The following is a 16,789-nucleotide window of genomic DNA, read 5'->3' on the forward strand; positions in this document are numbered from 1 at the left end:
ATTTTCTCTGATCCAGACCATTTAAAAATGGTGGGTCATGATGGATTCGAACCATCGACCAATTGATTAAAAGTCAACTGCTCTACCAACTGAGCTAATGACCCGCTCTTTTTGCAACATTTTGAGTGGGGTAACCATTCGTTTGCTGCGGGCGCTTATAATACTTATTTATAAAATGAGTGCAACCGAAATTGTCTCTTTTTTTAAGTTTTTATGCCTAGTTGACCAATTTTAGACCGCTTATGACAAAAAGCAGTCTAATCAAGCTGATTCAATTAATTAGACAGGCGATCTGTGGCTAATTTTGCAGCCGTTGTACTTGGGTACTGCGTAACAAGTTCGTTAAGTATTTTTAACGATTCGTCTGTCAGTCCTTGCTCTTTTAAAAGCGTGCCTAATTTTAACATGGCGTCTGGGCGTTTATTTGAATTTGGATATTCGTTTACAACCACTCTAAAGTGATCAACCGCTTTAACTCCATCGTTTTTAATTGTTAATAATTGACCTAACCAATAGTGTGCGTTTGACGCATACACAGATTCTGGATATGTTTTTAAGAACGTTTGAAACTCTGGAATAGCCTGGTCGTAGCGTTTATCTTTCATTATAAGTGCAACAGCACGCTCGTAAGCCTCATTCTCAGATAAATCACTGCTATATGCTTGTGAGTCATTAGGTTGTGCATAGTCGGTTGCAGGCACTGCTGCAGGCTGTGAATACGCCTGACTAACACGGTTTTCAATCTCTTGATAAAGCTCACGCTGACGCTGAAGTACTTTTTCTAGTTTATAGCTTTGCTCTTCCGTCACACCACGAATTTGACTTACTTCATCTTGAAGTAAATTAAGTTGCTGTTGTAACTCGGCTTGCAAGAAATTACGCGATTGCATCATACTTTCTAACGACGCTAAGCGCTTCTCAATACTTGACTGTGAACTCGCAGCTTCTGAAACAGGAGCGGGAGCAGCCCATAACTGGGTGCTCCCGCTCAATATCATTGCTGCCAAAATAATTTTCGGCTTCATAATATCTCTTATCTTAGTAAACTAATACCGCACGGCGGTTTTTAGCGAAAGCTGATTCAGTGCGAGACTTAACCATTGGTTTTTCTTCACCGTAGCTCACTACTGACATTTGGCTAGCTGATACACCTAAGCTTAGCAGGTATTTTTCAACTGACTGACCACGGTTTTCACCTAGTGCAATATTGTACTCTGGCGTGCCACGCTCATCTGCATGGCCTTCAATTAATACTTTAACCGATGGATTTTTTACTAAAAAGTCAGCATGTGCGCGAAGTAAATCAGCATATTTGCTTTCAATTGTCGCTTTATCAAAATCAAAGTAGATTACTTGCTCTTGACGAAGTGCTTCGTATTTTTGACGAAGTTGTTCTTCAGCACGTTCTTCAGGCGAAATTGTTGCTACTTCAACTGTATCGTTGCTAGTTGTTTGCTCAACAGCAGGTTGATTAGATTGGTTTGCAGCACCTTCATCGATATCTGAAGACGAGCTACAAGCTGCTAATGTCATTACTGGCACAGCAATTAGCAGGCCTTTAAGTATTTTATTAAGTTGCATTGAGTAGATTCCTATTTTGAGTAAACCAGTAACATTACTGTAAATATGGCGACCAAGCTGGTGCCTTTACTTGTCCGTCTAGCACAGGTAATCGTGCTTTGAAGCGGCCGTCCATCGATACTAACGCCAGTACCTGTTTGTTATTATGGAGCGTGCTGTATATTATCATCGAGCCGTTTGGCGCTATACTCGGTGATTCATCTAAGCGAGTTCGCGTTAATACTTGAAACGCGCCAGAAGCTAGCTCTTTTTTAGCAAGATGGTACTTACCGTTCGTACGATTAACCATCACTAATTCTTTACTGTCAGGCGTAACTGACCCTGCAAGATTCATATCGCCATCAAACGTTAGGCGCTTTGATCTGCCAGTTTTTAAATTTAACTTATAAATCTGAGCATTACCACCCCTTTCCGAGGTAAACACTATATCTTGACCATTTGGGTACCAAGATGGTTCAGTATCTATGCTACGGTGGTTTGTTAGGCGTGTTTCTTTACGCGTTGCCAGGTTTAGTAAATAAATTTCTGTTGCGCCTGTTTTATCTTTTGAAAGGACTAATAGAAGCTCTTTACCATCAGGTGAAAACTGCGGCGCACCATTAATCCCACGATAGCTGGCTACCACTTCTCGCTTACCTGTATATAAGTCTTGGATATATATTTGGCTTTGACGATTTTCAAACGTTACATAAGCAAGCTTGGTACCATCTGGTGACCACGCGGGTGACATTAACGGCTCTTTAGAGCGCAAAAGTACTTGTTCGTTGAATCCATCGTAATCGGCAACAACGAGTTGATACGGCTTATCGTCTTCGTCACGCACAATCACATAGGCAATTTTAGTTAAAAATGCACCTTTTTCGCCTGTTAGTTTTTCATAAATCACATCACTAATGCGGTGTGAATAGCGGCGAAAGCCACTTTCTGAAATAACGCTTTCTCTGGCTTCTAAAATGTGGTCTTGGCTTTTTACTAATTGCCCATTAGACATCATTTGGGTGTTACCACCCGTGATTTGACCACGAATTACATCCACTAATTCATAACGGACTAAGTATCGGCCATCGGTTTGCTGTTCAACTTGACCAACTAAAACGGCCTCAACCCCTTGATTAACCCATGAGGCATAATCAATTGCTTGGTCCTCGCTTGGTTGTTGTGGCATTTGCGCAACATCAACCGGCTTAAACTTACCACTTCGGACTAAATCAGCTGCAATCACATCACTTAGTTTTTGTGGGATCGGACCTATTCCGGTGTATTTAAATGGCACAATAGCAATAGGCCTTGCGCCATCAACACCTTCGGTGATTACAATTTCAAGTGCAGCATTTGCAATGCCTTGAAACCCTAGTAGCAATACTACACAGGCTACTCTTAGTTTATTGAACATATCATTCCTTTAAAATTCTGGCTTGATTGTTAAGTTAATATTTTTTAGCTGGTCAAACACGTCTCTGTCTTTAGACACAGGTAATGTGTCGGCCATACGAACCGCTCTGAGCGCGGCCTCACACACTAGCTTATCACCACCTAAAGACTTAACTTGCGTAACTAAACCATTAAAGCCAAGACGGATATTCACTCGACATTGTTGGTTTTTCATTTTTTCATCAATTAACAAGTTTTGTTGGATGCGCGCCATAATCAAAGCACGGTATTTGTCAACTTCACTCGCAACTTGTTGCTGGCGTATTTTACTACGTGCAGCCTGCTCTTTAGCAAGTTGTTCTTGTAATATTTGTTCTTGTAATGCTTGTTGACGCTTACGTTCAGCTTCGGCTGCACGCTCTTTAGCTTCTTGCTCACGCTTAATACGTTCAGCTTCTGCTTTTTTTAGCGCTTCTTCTTCAAGCTTACGTTTATCTGCCGCGGCTTTTGCTGCCTTTTCAGCCTCTTGTTTTTGCTTTTCTGCTTGCTTAGCTTTGGCACGCTCTTTTTGCTCTATCTCACGCGCCTTTTTTGCTTGAGCTTCAGCTTGCGCTTTTTCTTTCTCTTTGGCTTTGCGTTCACGCTCAAGTTTTTTAATGTTTCGAGCCTCAGATTCACGTTGTTTGCGAGCATCTGCAGCCCTGCGTTCTAAATCACGTATCCGCTTATCTTCAGCACGCTTTTTATCTTTTTCTTTTTTTTGTAGCTCAGCAATTTTTTGCTCAACCATTTTTTGGTCAACCGTTACCGCAGAAACAGCATTGTCGGGTTCAGGTATAGCCGTGTTTAACGTCACTTCCATTACTTTAGGGGTTGGTGCATGAATGTTAGCTGACGCGTACAACAATCCGCCCAAACCTAAATGCAATACCACCGATTTTACTAATGCACTACTCATCCAGTTAATTCCCCTCAAAGGATTCGGTCATCAATCCCACTGACGGCACACCTGCGTTTTTCAAAAAATCCATTAGCAATAACACTTCTTGATAAGAAACTTTACCAGAACCTTTAATCATTACAGGTACATCTGGATTTTTCATTAACTGCAATTTAATCACAGCGGCTACATCGAGTGCTTCCATTGGTTCCTCTGGATCAGTACCTACACTGACGTAATATTTACCCTCAGCATCAATAGACGCAATGATTGGTGGTGTATCTTTTGTATCAACTAAATCAGATTCTTCCATTTTTGGTAAATCTACTTTTACACCGTGAGTAATTAGTGGTGCAGTCGCCATGAAAATAATAAGCAGCACCAACATTACATCGATATAAGGTACTACATTAATTTCTGCTACTGGGCGGCGCTTTTTACGATGATACATTCGCTTGTGCCTCTATTTGTGTAGCTGCTTGACGGTGTAAAATATTAGCAAACTCTTCCATAAAGTTGATGTAGTGAGATTCAAGCTTTTCAACACTGTTTGAAAAACGGTTATAAGCAATTACAGCCGGAATTGCAGCAAATAAGCCCATTGCCGTAGCAATTAATGCCTCTGCTATGCCCGGAGCAACCATTTGTAATGTGGCTTGTTTTACTTCACCCAATGCAATAAAGGCATTCATAATACCCCACACAGTGCCAAATAAACCGATGTAAGGACTTATAGAACCAACCGTTGCTAAGAACGATAGACTTTTTTCAATTTTTTCGATTTCACGTGACAGTGCTACACGCATTGAACGATGCGTACCTTCCATGACTATGCTTGCGCCTTGAAATGTATTTTTTTTATGTCGCGCAAATTCTTTAAAGCCTGCCGTAAATAACGCCTCAATACCATGAGACTGAGCACTGCGAGATGAAATTTCGTTATAAAGCTTACTTAAATCAATGCCTGACCAAAACTTTTGCTCAAACTTTTTAGCATTCGAAAGCGCATCAGAGATTGCTTTTTTACGTTGAAAAATAATAGCCCACGACATAACCGACATGGCAACTAGCCCTAACATTACTAATTGTACAAGCAAACTGGCTTCTAAAATTAGATCCAAAAAATTAAGCCCTGATCCCACATTAAACTCCTAAATAGTATCAAAATACGTCAATTGTAATGATTTGTGCAATTATGACCGCAACTAAGGTCATTTAGTTGCAACTAGTGTATCGAGTCCATTTCAAACTAACAACGATATTGCTATGAATAGCCAACAAAAAACGTTAAAAATCGGCTATGTTGTTTATTTTTTACGCCTGGTTATATAAATTTTTATTCAAATAAAATAAAAACTCAGGTTCAGCTGCGTAATTATATAAATAAACATCATAAAACACGCCATTTATTCAAAATTAATGCATAAACACGCAAAACCACGTTAACGTTACCTACCAGAATACTAAAACTAATACCGAACAATTATACAAAAATATACTTAAGTACTATTTTTCATTAACTTATAAAATATATGGTTATTTAACGAACAATTTACAAACTACAAAAAAACTAAATGCATTAGTTTTTTTAATCTGAAAAAACAAATTTTCTAGTTTGAACAATTTTTAGATATTCCGTATTATTCTTCCATACCGAGCTAGCGCATTAAATGAAACTGTTTCATTATGTCCTGTTCTTAGTAATATGATTTTAAGTCTTATTACATTGTTTTACTCTATTTGGATAAAACCTAACAGTGTAAAACATGGTTCCCCCAGATTACTTCCTTTAACTTGTTGTTAGCCCGCATTATTTGCGGGCTTTTTTTTATCTGAAATTTGGCCTACACCAAAATATACGGATTCATTTAATATTGTTTATTGAGGCAGAAATTTAGAACTAAACCTAGCCAGCCATAGTCAGCACTGACTAAGTTGAATTTTATGAAAGGCACAATAGCGACATACGCCTTAACGCCCTGTGAATTGTTGGTTAACCAGAATTCAGGCTAGTTAATGGTAAAGCAAATGACTTTTAGTAGATAAAATACGTTATAAACGGAGGTGCCCTTGCTAACGGTTATTTTTAGCAAGGGTTTAGGAAAGGTGTTTAAAATTAGTCTTTTTTAGGTAACAAGCCAAAATGATGGTACGCATTGTCAGACACAATACGTCCGCGCGGTGTGCGCTGAATAAACCCTTGTTGAATTAAAAACGGTTCAATAACATCTTCTATTGTTTCACGCTCTTCACCAATGGCAGCGGCTAAATTATCGAGCCCTACGGGACCACCCATAAATTTCTCAATGATGGCTAGTAAGTATTTACGATCCATATAATCAAAACCGCTTTTATCTACATCAATCATGTCGAGTGCTTGCTGGGCAACGTCTGCATTTACAGTGCCGTCAGATTTAACCTGAGTATAATCTCGCACACGGCGCAATAAACGATTAGCAATACGCGGCGTACCCCGTGACCGTTTAGCTATTTCACTAGCCCCATCGTCACACATTTCTAAATCAAGATAATGAGCTGAGCGGCCCACTATATGCGATAAATCCTCTACTGAATAAAATTCCAAACGCTGCACTATGCCAAAACGGTCACGTAGTGGCGATGTGAGTGAACCTGCACGCGTTGTAGCGCCTATTAACGTAAATGGCGGCAAATCCAGTTTGATAGAACGTGCAGCAGGGCCTTCGCCTATCATTATGTCAAGCTGATAGTCTTCCATTGCAGGGTAAAGTATTTCTTCAACCTGTGGGCTTAACCTGTGGATCTCGTCTATAAACAGTACATCACCTTCTTCAAGGTTTGTAAGAAGTGCCGCTAAATCGCCTGCTTTTTCAAGTACAGGTCCTGAGGTGGTTTTAATATTTACGTTTAATTCGTTTGCTACAATATTCGCCAGCGTGGTTTTTCCTAAACCTGGCGGACCAAATATTAATAAATGATCAAGCGCTTCATCGCGGCTGCGTGCAGCTTCAATAAATATTTCCATTTGCTGCTTAACATGCGGTTGACCTCGGTAATCAGCCAACAGTTTTGGCCTAATTGCTCGGTCAATCGAGTCTTCATTTGTTTTTTCAGTCGCGTCAATTAAGCGATCCGCTTCAATCATGGGTTACTCACAACATCGATTTTAAAGATTCTTTTATAAGAACCTCAGTAGACATATCCGGTTTACTCACCGATTTTACTGCTTTTTGTGCCTGTGGCAATTTATACCCTAATGCAACAAGTGCAGAAACTGCATCATCCGCTGCATTATTAGCCACTAATGCATCGCTGTGAGGCTCTATCACTGCGCTATCGCTAAATGGTGTAAATAAATCATTACCCCAATCTTTTAGACGGTCTTTCATCTCAAGCACTAAACGTTCAGCTGTTTTTTTACCCACACCCGGTAATTTAACCAGCGATGTAGCATCTTCATTATTTACACAGCTAACAAACTGTTGCGCCGACATTCCCGATAAAATAGCAAGCCCGAGTTTTGGCCCTACCCCATTAGCTTTTAAAAGCTCTCTAAATAATGCGCGCTCTGTTTTATTATTAAAACCAAACAGTAACTGCGCATCTTCACGCACTACAAAATGAGTATAAACAATCGTGTTTTCACCCACTTTTGGTAAGTCGTAAAAACAGGTCATTGGCATTTGTACTTCATAACCCACGCCGCTTACTTCAAGTAAAATTTCGGGGGGTTGTTTTTCAACTAAAATACCATTTAAGCGGCCTATCATTGTTATTTCCTTAAGCGTCCTCTAACGGTTTTGCTTGCGCTGCCCGCTAGTTTAATTAAATTTTGTTCTGAATGAGCATGACAAATTGCTATTGCTAATGCATCTGCTGCATCGGCTTGAGGCGTACCTGGTAATTTTAGAATATTTTTTACCATATGCTGGACTTGGCTTTTGTCTGCACCACCGTTGCCTACTACAGCTTGTTTAATTTGCCTTGCCGAATACTCAAACACTGGCAAATCAGCCATTGCAGCACCCACAATGGCAGCACCACGCGCTTGGCCAAGTTTTAATGCAGAATCGGGATTATGAGCCATAAATACTTTTTCTATAGCAAACGTTTCCGGCGAAAACTGCTCAACAAGTTGAGTGATGCCCTGGTAAATCATTTTAAGGCGTACCGGAAAGGGATGATCGGCTAATTTTATACAACCACTGCCTAAATAAGTAAATTTAGCACCTTGGTGAGCAACTACACCGTAACCAGTCAAACGCGATCCTGGGTCGATCCCTAAAATAATGGCCAAATCACATTCTCGTTGTTTTTATTGTAAATTAAGCTAATAATGCCAGAGCACTGTATAAAATACCAGTACCAAGCAAAAACAAAAATGCTCGCTTAAATAGCGAGCATTTTAAACGCAATAATAGTTAGTTTACCCTAAAGCGCGAACTAACCCTTGGGTGTTTTGTTTAAGGGTACGGGCAATCATTAAATAACCCAACCCGGCTACAAATAAACCACCAGCAAGCGGGCCTATAATCCATATATGTGGATGAAGCTTGCCCGTAAGTTCAAACATTTGTTGCTGCACAATCAAAAGCGCTAAGTCGCTAAAAAATGCAGCAACTAAACCGGCTAACCCACCCAATAATAAAAACTCGTACAAGGTCGCATTTTTAATTAAACGGCTTTTAGCACCTAATGTTCTAAGAATTACAATTTCTTGCATGCGTTCACCTAAGCTCGCTTGCACTTGCGAAATGAGTACTAATGCACCGCACAAAACAACAATGGCAAGTACAAAACCAATGGCAAGTGAGACCTGCGATATTGTGGTTTGTATTTGCTTTACAAAGTTGTCTACATCGATTGCAGTAATGGTTGGATAGGTACGCAAAAGTTGGCTAAAGTCGCGCTTTTGCTCAGGTTCTATCCTAACCGACGAAATATACGTTGCCGGAAAGTCTTTAAGTACATCCGGGCTGAGTATGATAAAGAAGTTGGGTTTAAGCGTTGCCCAGTTAACTGTACGAACGCTGGTAATTTTAGCATCGAACGACTGCGCGCCAATTAAAAAGGTAAGTGTGTCGCCAATTTCAACATCAAGGCGCTCTAACATCGACTCTTCAACTGATGCCTCGGCCACTGCGTTTTCACCAAACCATTCACCTTGAATTATCTCGTTTTGAGCCGGTACATCTTTAAGCCACGTTAAGTTTAGCTCACGGCCAATACCCGAACGCGCTTCTTCATCTTTTTTCTCATTGTCTTGAAGAGATACTTCACGTGCAACCAACTCACCATTTACCGCGTTAACACGCCCTCGAATCGTTGGGTAGAAGTCAGACACTAAAATGTCTTTCTCAGCAAGGTAGTTATTGATTGGTTCAAGGTCGTTTTGCGTAATATTAACTAAAAATGCATTGGGCGCATCGCTTGGTAATTGCGACTGCCAATCAGCAATCATGTCATTTTTAAGCACAACTAAAAACAGAAGCAGTTTAATGGCGAGCGAAAAACTAATAAGTTGAACTGCATTTACATTGGCACGCTTTTGAATCGACGCAATAGCCAATGACCAACTATTACCTGGTTTTAAACCCAGTTTTCGGCCACCGCCAAATATAAGTTTAGATATTAAAAACAACACGCCAATTAAAGTTAGCGTGGTTATAAATAATATTAGCGTTATTTTTATATTGTTACTAAATAACCACATTAACAAAAACACGGTCAATGCACTCATACCCAAGTGCACGCGGCTCACCGCTAGTTTGTCACCTAAACTACGACGCAGTACCCTAAGCGGCGGAATATCGAACAAATCAAATAACGGTTTAATAGAAAACATAACGGCGCAAATTACACCCGTACTAATTGCTACAAGCCAAGGCTTAAATCCACCCATGGGCAATTCGCTTCCCATACTTTTTGAAAGGTATCCGGTGGCTATTTCTTGCAAGCCGTAACCAATCAATAAACCTATACTCACAGCCATTGCACATACAAGCAATAAGTGAAGCATGTAAATTTTGCGGATCATTGAGCGACTGCCGCCTAATGTTTTCATCATCGCAACTGGGTCATATTGGCGCTCGCAGTATCGTTTGGCTGATACAGCAATCGCTACTGCAGCCAAAATAATACCTAGTAAACCCGCTAACAATAAAAAACTCTCTGCTCGGTTTAAACTGTTTGAAATTGGTGATTGACGGTCTTTAACACCGTACCATTGTTGGTTTTCTTTCATTTGTGGTTTTAGCCAGTCATAAAAGCTGTTTATGTCGTCTTCACTACCTGCATAGAGCTGACGGTAAAAAACACGGCTCCCAGGCTGAACAACCTCTGTTTTTGGTACATCTGCAATATTTATTAATACACGACGGCTACTTGAGAATACATTAAATGGCGCATCAGGCTCCTCAACGATCACTTTTTCAACATTAAATAACGCAGCACCTAGCTCAACTTGCGAGCCAATATCAATATTCAGCGAGTAAAAAACAGACTCACTGAGCCATACATTACCTGGGTTTGGGCCGCCGTTTGCAATAACCGTTTCACCCAGTAATGTGTTTTTTACTTTTAGCTGCCCTTTTAACGGGTATGCGTCTGACGCTGCTTTCACCGAGCTAAATTGCATTTCATCATTAGCAAACAACATAGTGTCGAAATACACCATTTGCGCGGTTTGTAAATTTTGACTTTTAGCTTGCTCAATAAAAGCGGTGTCAATGGCATGGCTGCTAGCCAATACTCGGTCGGCAGCAATAAACGCACTGCTTTTTTGTGCAATGCTTTGTGCTATTCGATCTGTCACCATAGACAAAGTAAGTACAGTTAATACCGCTAAAGCAATAGCTGCACTAATTACCGTTAGCTCACCTCTTCGAAATTCTCGCGCAAATAATTTAAGCGCTAATTTAGCCCACATTTGCAACGTCCTCTGCTTCACTTTTTACAAGTAAGCCCGCTTCTATCTGAATAATATGCTCACATTTTTGAGCGAGTCCTTCATCGTGCGTCACCAAAATTAGCGTTGTACCATGTTGAGAATTTAAGTCGAACAGCAGCGACTCAATCATTTTGCCGTTCTTACTATCTAAGTTAGCTGAAGGCTCATCGGCAAATAAAATTTTGGGTGTACCAATAAAAGCGCGGGCAATAGCAACACGCTGTTGCTCACCACCCGAAAGCTGAGATGGGTAATGATCTGTTCGGTGGCTTAGGCCTACTTTTTTAAGCAAAGCAAGTGCCTGCTCCTTAGCATCACTTTTTCCCGCTAGTTCTGCAGGCAACATTACGTTTTCGAGAGCGGTTAAGCTTTGCACCAACATGAAAGACTGAAATACAAAACCAATTTTAGCGGCACGAAGTGCTGCACGCGCTTCTTCGTCTAAATCATGAAGCGGCTCACCGTCTAAAAATATTTCGCCATTAGTCGCTGTATCCAAGCCCGCTAATAAACTCAACAAAGTAGACTTACCTGATCCCGACGTGCCAACAATAGCAACAGACTCACCGTGCTTGACATTAAAGCTGATGTCGCTGAGGATGGGCAACTCACCTTCAAAGGTAGTTACTATTTTAGACAAACCATTAACTTGAATTATATTTAATTGAGAAAGCGCTGACATATGACTCATTCAATCCTTCGTTTAGTATTCATTTTATTTTTAGTTATCAAACCGCTGAGTGCAGCAGCCGACAACACGATTTTAATACTTGGTGACAGTTTAAGCGCAGCCTATGGCCTACAACAAGAGCAAGGCTGGGTAAAATTGTTACAAGATAAGTACAATGACGAGCAAGCCGACATTGCACTTGTAAACGCCAGCATTAGTGGCGAAACGTCTGGCGGCGCACTACGCCGTTTAGATGCATTACTTACCCAATACCAACCAACACACGTGCTTATAGAGCTTGGTGCAAATGACGGTCTTCGCGGATTTCCGGTAAAAAAAATGCAAGCTAATTTGACCGCGCTGATACAAAAAAGCCAAGCAGCTAATGCAATGACCGCGCTAATGGAAATTTACATTCCACCTAACTACGGCCCTCGCTACAGCAAAATGTTTACTGATAGCTTTAGCCAAATTAGCGAAAAAACTAATACGCACTTATTAAACTTTTTTATGCTCAATATCGCTGATAAACCAGAGCTAATGCAAAACGATGGATTACACCCTAACAAAAAAGCACAGCCGTTGATACGTGATGAGATGTACGACTCGATCAAAACTTGGTTAAATAAAGACTAAAAAAATAACCTAGCTTAAGTGGGCTTTTTAGCTCACTTGCCTAATAAACACCCAAACAAACAATCGCTTATTGATTTTTAAAAAAATACACGTACTATTGCACTCAAAGTCGGTATGTAGCGCAGCCTGGTAGCGCACTGTCATGGGGTGGCAGGGGTCGAGAGTTCGAATCTCTCCATACCGACCAATTAATCAATAACTTACCTCAAATCCTAATAAGTTATTTTCTAAATAAACACTTCGTGTAGCCAATCTGTAGCCACTCTATTATTTTTTTAGTCAGAAATAACTTTTAATACTTCGTGCGTACTGGTTGCGAATTTCTTCTTACGGTGTCTGAAAATACCCTAAATAAATCTAGTTATCTTTTTATACTCCTTTAAGCTGTTACGTAGCCCCCACACACCTGAAAAGCCGTTTCTTTGTAGATACCTGAATAAGCTTTTACGCGTCCAGCTGTTACCCCAGCTTGTTTTTAAGTCATTGCTATTTAAGTAATTAACTAACAATTCATAACTTGGGTTTTTATATTTATGTGAACCACTCAGCACTACCGCTAACGCTTTAAATATTTGCCTGTCATTGTTAAGTTTATCAATTCGTTTCATAAGTCCCCCGCTATGAGTTCCTATTATACCCTTTTTAGCTACGTTTCAGGCAGACTAGTCCTATTTCAAAGAGGGGTAAATATTGCTTTACATTAGTTGGTTTAAATAGCTTGAGTTTGGTTCATTCTTTTGTAACTCTAATAAAATTACAACTACTAAGGACGGTTATGTTTTTATCAGACAATCAGCAATCAAAATCTTCAAGTACAAAAACCGAATGGACTTTAAACGACAAAGGCTTAACTAATAATTTTACTGAAACAACTTATGAAATTAACTGCCTCAGCTTTTCACTAAAAAAAGATGGTTATAAAGGTGTCGCATCAATATTTTATAACAATGATTTCCTCTGCAATTTAACTACCCTATATAGCCAAGCTGGGATTTATAAAAGGTATGGCATCAAAGAAAGCATAATAATAAATAATAATATTAAAGATAAACTGTTAGATATAAGCAATAACGAAATCACGCTATCTAGCGCACTAATCAACTTCAAATCAAAAGACTACGGTATAGCTGGTTTAAGGACTGTTGAATGTAATTCCTCTTATGACGTCCTATTTTATGGTAAATATGTAACGAGTGTTTCTAAAGAAACAGCTCATAAAATAGAGACTACAAAAGACATTTACCTAAAGAAAAAACTTTCAGCTTTAAATGAAAAAGTAAAAGACGAAAATACATTAAGCGAAATTGAAAAAAGGAAAAATAGCCTCTATACAAAAAACTATAAAATAACTCGAAGCCCGAACGAAGTTATACTCACCACTGAAACAGCATCAAACTTAAATGTAGTACAAAGGCTGGATGTAATTACTGCTGAATGTGCGTATGGCATGAATATTTTTAAAGACTTGTTCGCAAGCATTAGTGATATTTTTGGCGGCAGAAATAAAAGCATACAAAATACTCTAAAAGACGCCCGTAAAAACGTATTAGCTGAACTCCAAAAGGAAGCCTTTTCTTTAGGTGCTAATGCTGTAGTAGGTATAGACCTAGATTACAGTGAAATATCTGGCGGTGGTAAGTTTGGCATGTTGTTTATCGTTGCTTCGGGTACTGCGGTGATAGTTGAGTAATCCTGTCAGAATTGAAGCCCAAAAAACTTGGGCTTATCATCACTTATTGAATTTTGTTTTTATTAAGCTTATGACTTCTTCGTTATCATGTAACTCTGCGTATTCTAAGGGTGGAGTAGAAAACTCCGCATAAGTGATGTCTTGGGCTGTATTTAAAATATTTTTTACGCCTTCAACATCATTATCAGCAATTGCATTTAGTAACGCTTTTTGGCTGTTGTATCTTTGCATGGACGCGTTATGTTCTGTTTGCTCTCGATTACAATGCTTACAAATAATAGCTTCATTCTTTATTAGTTCAGCACAAAATGGACATTTTTTTTGTGTACCTGAGGCTAGTTCTTTGCTCTCGATAGTTTGGTTGTCCTTTTTAGCGACAAGCGCTAACACTATACCAAGGGGGCCAAGAACAAAACCGACTAAAAACCATAGAAAGCCGCTTCTTCCTTTATTACTTCCAGCAATACCTGCTATTAATCCGCACAAACAAAAAAAGACAATAAAACCCACTGACATACTATTTCCCTATATTTTTTATTTTCAAATTCACTGATATATTACATATCATTCTCAGGAAATATAAACTTTTTAATTTTAGATTTTTCTGCTTCATTTTTAGGTGAGGCTGCTTTTAGCTCAATACTCTTACCGTAAAATTTACTATCTTGAAACTCAGCTATAGTATAAAAACCGTTTGAATCATTAAACCAAATGATTCCTCTTTTAGACCCTTTAGTTATTATTTTAGTAGGATCGCCATACTGCTTTAACAGTTCGCTCTCTAAATAACTAAATGAATAATTCAAATCGCCCTCACTTAACTCTAATTTTATTTTGTGAATAACTCCATCAGCTACTTTTACTGTTATTTTTGTAGGAGAGTTAAAAAAAGTAGTTGGTATTTCACATGTAAAGTTATTATCTGCTGAAGTGTATTCAAGTGTTTCATCTGGGCAAGCTGGGAGTCTTTCGTTAATCGTGAACCCTTTAATTGAAGAAAAGTTCATCTTTTTTTCTGGGAGTTCAGAACATGCGGCTATAACTAATAGTGAAAGTGAAAGTGAAAGTGAAAAAAATTGTTTAATCATATTAAAAATCCATTTAAAATTTATCCCTCATCAAGCCTAGCATAATCCCCGACTCACCAAAAATACATTTAACAAAGTATGAAAAAGAAATAACAGTTAGGAGTTAAGTAAAAACGCTAACTTCTCTATATTAGCCTTTTCTATACTCGGTAGTCCTTATTCTTTTTACTGACTACCACGTATTTAATCAGTTATTTTAATTATTTATATAAAGTTACTTAACTACTTAACACAAATAAGTAAAGCCCTTATAAATAAAGGGCTTTAGCGGAGTTAGGTAAATTTTAAGAGCTTAACTTTACTCAACTAACCTAACAGTTAATATAAAAGAAGCGGCTAGTTACTGCTTAATTTATATCGTGTTTGATTCCCCCCCGCTTTTTTAGCTTGTAGATAACCTTCTCGGTTTAGCTGTTTTAGCGCTTTACCAATAATGCTGTTTGACTGAGAGCTAAGCTTTTTATCTTCATAACTTAACTCACCAGCAGTAAACCAGCCATTTATACACTGCGGCCTGTCTATTTCGTTTGCAAAATCTATCTTACTGGCAGGTGCTATATAATTGTCGTATATGTAACTATATGCAAAGCCCTTATCTTGATAGCTGTCATTAAGCTTGGCTATTTGCTGCAAATCTTCGTCTTTTAGCATCCAACCATAACCACTTAAATAGAGATGCTTTACTTCAAGCCAAAACTGTTTGAGTTGTGACTCATCAACCTGTTTTAATGAGCCTGTACCGTCATAGTGCCAGCCTAGCAACTCGTTTAACTTATCCATGTTAGCGGCCTGTTCCATTTCAATAACAGCAAAGCGGCTTGAGCCTGTTTCATCCTTTAAAAATTCGCTACCGTTAACCGTGGCAATAAAATGTGTTTGCCGTGGTTTTTTAATATCGAGCCTTGCATAAGGTGGGCGAACCGTATCAACCTTATTAGTAATAAACGCTTTTAAACTACCTTGTGAGTTTTTACTGGTGCGTTCAAGCTCGCCTAACTCAACAATAAATGAGCGAATACAGGATAAAACACTGTCTTTATCATCGGGGTTTAGTGCCGCCCCTTCTAAAAACGCATGTGGAATAATCTCTGCAAAGCGAGAAACAAACGCTGTTTTTCTGAAAGATTGATCACCTTGTAAAACAGGCACAAGTTTACTGTTAAAGTTGCTCTCATAAATAGAGGCCACACAACCAACCAGCCAGTGCTTTAATACGGTTTCGGCTAACGCTTCATGCTTGGCATTTAAACAGCTAATAACCGCACTAACGCGCTCTTTACCGTCCCACTGTTCACCATCTAAGTATAATTTTATGGGGTGGTATTTAGTTTGCTCACATAGCGCGACTAAATGTGTGTTAATTGCCTTTTCAGGTAAACCATAAATGTTTGCAGCAGATATAAGCTTACTATTAATACTGTCGTAAGAGTCGGCTATTAAATTACCAAACATGTCACACACCTCATTATTAAACGTCATCATGTTAAGCCTAAAGTCTAGGCTGCAAAAATTAGCTAAATCAGCAAGGTTTTGATTAGTGTTCAATACTCTTACATTGCCTTTACTGTCCTCTTTTAAATCGGTAAAGCGTGGCCTATCTAGTGCCGTATTTTGAGGTAACTCTATTTCGTAGCTTTTGTGCGGGGCTGGTATATTTATACTCATAATTTAGCCCCCATAAATAACGTTTGGGTGCGTTGGTTTTGCTTATAAATTTTGTACTCTTTTAAGTTGTGTTTGTGCAACTCAGAAAAGTAAGTTTCAGCCACCAGCTTTAACGCTCGTTTATAATCGCCTTGATAGGAACGTATCTGAATCGCCCCGTGTTTGCCAGAGACTCAATAACTTGAGAAACTGGAACTATGAAAAAATCAAATCGCTATAC

General features: G+C 39.0%; 17 protein-coding genes and 2 tRNA genes. 3 read left to right on the top strand and 16 right to left on the bottom strand.

Annotated features, from left to right (window positions below; translation table 11 throughout):
* Window positions 1-28 precede the first annotated feature (28 nt).
* The 12 genes from CWB65_RS13110 to CWB65_RS13165 form a co-directional block, all read right to left on the bottom strand.
* Window positions 29-104, bottom strand: a tRNA-Lys gene (locus CWB65_RS13110).
* Between the two features lie 171 nt (window positions 105-275).
* Entirely contained in the window at window positions 276-1,025 is a 750-nt protein-coding gene (gene ybgF, locus CWB65_RS13115; RefSeq protein ID WP_008131976.1) for a tol-pal system protein YbgF, read from the bottom strand.
* Window positions 1,026-1,038: 13 nt separating this feature from the next.
* Entirely contained in the window at window positions 1,039-1,581 is a 543-nt protein-coding gene (gene pal / locus CWB65_RS13120) for a peptidoglycan-associated lipoprotein Pal (protein ID WP_008131978.1), read from the bottom strand.
* Between the two features lie 34 nt (window positions 1,582-1,615).
* On the bottom strand, window positions 1,616-2,974 hold the full coding sequence (gene tolB / locus CWB65_RS13125) for a Tol-Pal system beta propeller repeat protein TolB (RefSeq protein ID WP_010557248.1): 1,359 nt from the start codon (window positions 2,972-2,974) through the stop codon (window positions 1,616-1,618).
* Between the two features lie 9 nt (window positions 2,975-2,983).
* Window positions 2,984-3,910, bottom strand: a complete 927-nt coding sequence (gene tolA, locus CWB65_RS13130) for a cell envelope integrity protein TolA (protein WP_006794473.1) — start codon at window positions 3,908-3,910, stop codon at window positions 2,984-2,986.
* Window positions 3,911-3,914: 4 nt separating this feature from the next.
* On the bottom strand, window positions 3,915-4,343 hold the full coding sequence (gene tolR / locus CWB65_RS13135; protein ID WP_006794474.1) for a protein TolR: 429 nt from the start codon (window positions 4,341-4,343) through the stop codon (window positions 3,915-3,917).
* Window positions 4,330-5,034, bottom strand: a complete 705-nt coding sequence (tolQ, locus tag CWB65_RS13140) for a protein TolQ (protein WP_006794475.1) — start codon at window positions 5,032-5,034, stop codon at window positions 4,330-4,332. Before tolQ ends, tolR begins: the two co-directional genes overlap by 14 nt.
* 974 nt (window positions 5,035-6,008) lie before the next feature.
* Window positions 6,009-7,016: a Holliday junction branch migration DNA helicase RuvB gene (ruvB, locus tag CWB65_RS13145; RefSeq protein ID WP_039037913.1), complete on the bottom strand. Its 1,008-nt coding sequence runs from the start codon at window positions 7,014-7,016 to the stop codon at window positions 6,009-6,011.
* Window positions 7,017-7,023: 7 nt separating this feature from the next.
* Window positions 7,024-7,641, bottom strand: a complete 618-nt coding sequence (gene ruvA / locus CWB65_RS13150) for a Holliday junction branch migration protein RuvA (protein ID WP_006794477.1) — start codon at window positions 7,639-7,641, stop codon at window positions 7,024-7,026.
* A gap of 2 nt (window positions 7,642-7,643) precedes the next feature.
* Window positions 7,644-8,168, bottom strand: a complete 525-nt coding sequence (gene ruvC / locus CWB65_RS13155) for a crossover junction endodeoxyribonuclease RuvC (RefSeq protein WP_008131991.1) — start codon at window positions 8,166-8,168, stop codon at window positions 7,644-7,646.
* Window positions 8,169-8,297: 129 nt separating this feature from the next.
* Entirely contained in the window at window positions 8,298-10,799 is a 2,502-nt protein-coding gene (locus tag CWB65_RS13160; protein ID WP_138740759.1) for an ABC transporter permease, read from the bottom strand.
* Window positions 10,789-11,502 (bottom strand): ABC transporter ATP-binding protein, encoded by a 714-nt coding sequence (locus tag CWB65_RS13165; protein WP_006794480.1) that lies wholly within the window; start codon window positions 11,500-11,502, stop codon window positions 10,789-10,791. The genes CWB65_RS13160 and CWB65_RS13165 overlap by 11 nt, the downstream gene beginning before the upstream one ends.
* Here CWB65_RS13165 and CWB65_RS13170 point away from each other — a divergent pair, their 5' ends adjacent.
* Together CWB65_RS13170 and CWB65_RS13175 are read left to right on the top strand one after the other, a co-directional pair.
* Entirely contained in the window at window positions 11,503-12,126 is a 624-nt protein-coding gene (locus CWB65_RS13170) for an arylesterase (RefSeq protein WP_138740760.1), read from the top strand.
* A 110-nt stretch (window positions 12,127-12,236) separates the two neighbouring features.
* A tRNA-Pro gene (locus CWB65_RS13175) sits at window positions 12,237-12,313 on the top strand.
* A 160-nt stretch (window positions 12,314-12,473) separates the two neighbouring features.
* Here the strand turns inward: CWB65_RS13175 and CWB65_RS13180 are convergent.
* A complete protein-coding gene (locus tag CWB65_RS13180) occupies window positions 12,474-12,734 on the bottom strand; it encodes a hypothetical protein (RefSeq protein ID WP_008131999.1) in 261 nt (86 codons plus the stop codon).
* Between the two features lie 167 nt (window positions 12,735-12,901).
* On the opposite strand from CWB65_RS13180, the gene CWB65_RS20070 reads away from it, so the two are divergent.
* Window positions 12,902-13,816: a YbjQ family protein gene (locus CWB65_RS20070; protein WP_008132002.1), complete on the top strand. Its 915-nt coding sequence runs from the start codon at window positions 12,902-12,904 to the stop codon at window positions 13,814-13,816.
* Between the two features lie 39 nt (window positions 13,817-13,855).
* Here the strand turns inward: CWB65_RS20070 and CWB65_RS19930 are convergent, their stop codons facing one another.
* From CWB65_RS19930 to CWB65_RS13200, 3 genes are all read right to left on the bottom strand, one after another.
* Entirely contained in the window at window positions 13,856-14,332 is a 477-nt protein-coding gene (locus tag CWB65_RS19930; protein WP_212750950.1) for a hypothetical protein, read from the bottom strand.
* 41 nt (window positions 14,333-14,373) lie between these two features.
* Entirely contained in the window at window positions 14,374-14,904 is a 531-nt protein-coding gene (locus CWB65_RS13195; protein WP_008132006.1) for a hypothetical protein, read from the bottom strand.
* Between the two features lie 336 nt (window positions 14,905-15,240).
* The gene (locus CWB65_RS13200; RefSeq protein WP_008132007.1) at window positions 15,241-16,569 is read right to left on the bottom strand and encodes a VapE domain-containing protein; all 1,329 of its coding nucleotides are present in this window, start codon (window positions 16,567-16,569) and stop codon (window positions 15,241-15,243) included.
* Between the last annotated feature and the right edge of the window lie 220 nt (window positions 16,570-16,789).

The organism is Pseudoalteromonas sp. S554, from assembly GCF_005930865.1.
GTDB classification, from domain to species: domain Bacteria; phylum Pseudomonadota; class Gammaproteobacteria; order Enterobacterales; family Alteromonadaceae; genus Pseudoalteromonas; species Pseudoalteromonas marina.

Excerpts from the sequence above, each read along its gene's own strand:
- pal (WP_008131978.1), bottom strand. The coding sequence starts at position 1,581 with ATGCAACTTAATAAAATACTTAAAGGCCTGCTAATTGCTGTGCCAGTA.
- ruvB (WP_039037913.1), bottom strand. The coding sequence starts at position 7,016 with ATGATTGAAGCGGATCGCTTAATTGACGCGACTGAAAAAACAAATGAA.
- CWB65_RS13170 (WP_138740760.1), top strand. The coding sequence starts at position 11,503 with ATGACTCATTCAATCCTTCGTTTAGTATTCATTTTATTTTTAGTTATC.
- tolB (WP_010557248.1), bottom strand. The coding sequence starts at position 2,974 with ATGTTCAATAAACTAAGAGTAGCCTGTGTAGTATTGCTACTAGGGTTT.
- tolA (WP_006794473.1), bottom strand. The coding sequence starts at position 3,910 with ATGAGTAGTGCATTAGTAAAATCGGTGGTATTGCATTTAGGTTTGGGC.
- CWB65_RS13180 (WP_008131999.1), bottom strand. The coding sequence starts at position 12,734 with ATGAAACGAATTGATAAACTTAACAATGACAGGCAAATATTTAAAGCG.
- CWB65_RS20070 (WP_008132002.1), top strand. The coding sequence starts at position 12,902 with ATGTTTTTATCAGACAATCAGCAATCAAAATCTTCAAGTACAAAAACC.
- CWB65_RS13200 (WP_008132007.1), bottom strand. The coding sequence starts at position 16,569 with ATGAGTATAAATATACCAGCCCCGCACAAAAGCTACGAAATAGAGTTA.
- ybgF (WP_008131976.1), bottom strand. The coding sequence starts at position 1,025 with ATGAAGCCGAAAATTATTTTGGCAGCAATGATATTGAGCGGGAGCACC.
- tolR (WP_006794474.1), bottom strand. The coding sequence starts at position 4,343 with ATGTATCATCGTAAAAAGCGCCGCCCAGTAGCAGAAATTAATGTAGTA.
- CWB65_RS19930 (WP_212750950.1), bottom strand. The coding sequence starts at position 14,332 with ATGTCAGTGGGTTTTATTGTCTTTTTTTGTTTGTGCGGATTAATAGCA.
- CWB65_RS13165 (WP_006794480.1), bottom strand. The coding sequence starts at position 11,502 with ATGTCAGCGCTTTCTCAATTAAATATAATTCAAGTTAATGGTTTGTCT.
- CWB65_RS13195 (WP_008132006.1), bottom strand. The coding sequence starts at position 14,904 with ATGATTAAACAATTTTTTTCACTTTCACTTTCACTTTCACTATTAGTT.
- ruvA (WP_006794477.1), bottom strand. The coding sequence starts at position 7,641 with ATGATAGGCCGCTTAAATGGTATTTTAGTTGAAAAACAACCCCCCGAA.
- CWB65_RS13160 (WP_138740759.1), bottom strand. The coding sequence starts at position 10,799 with ATGTGGGCTAAATTAGCGCTTAAATTATTTGCGCGAGAATTTCGAAGA.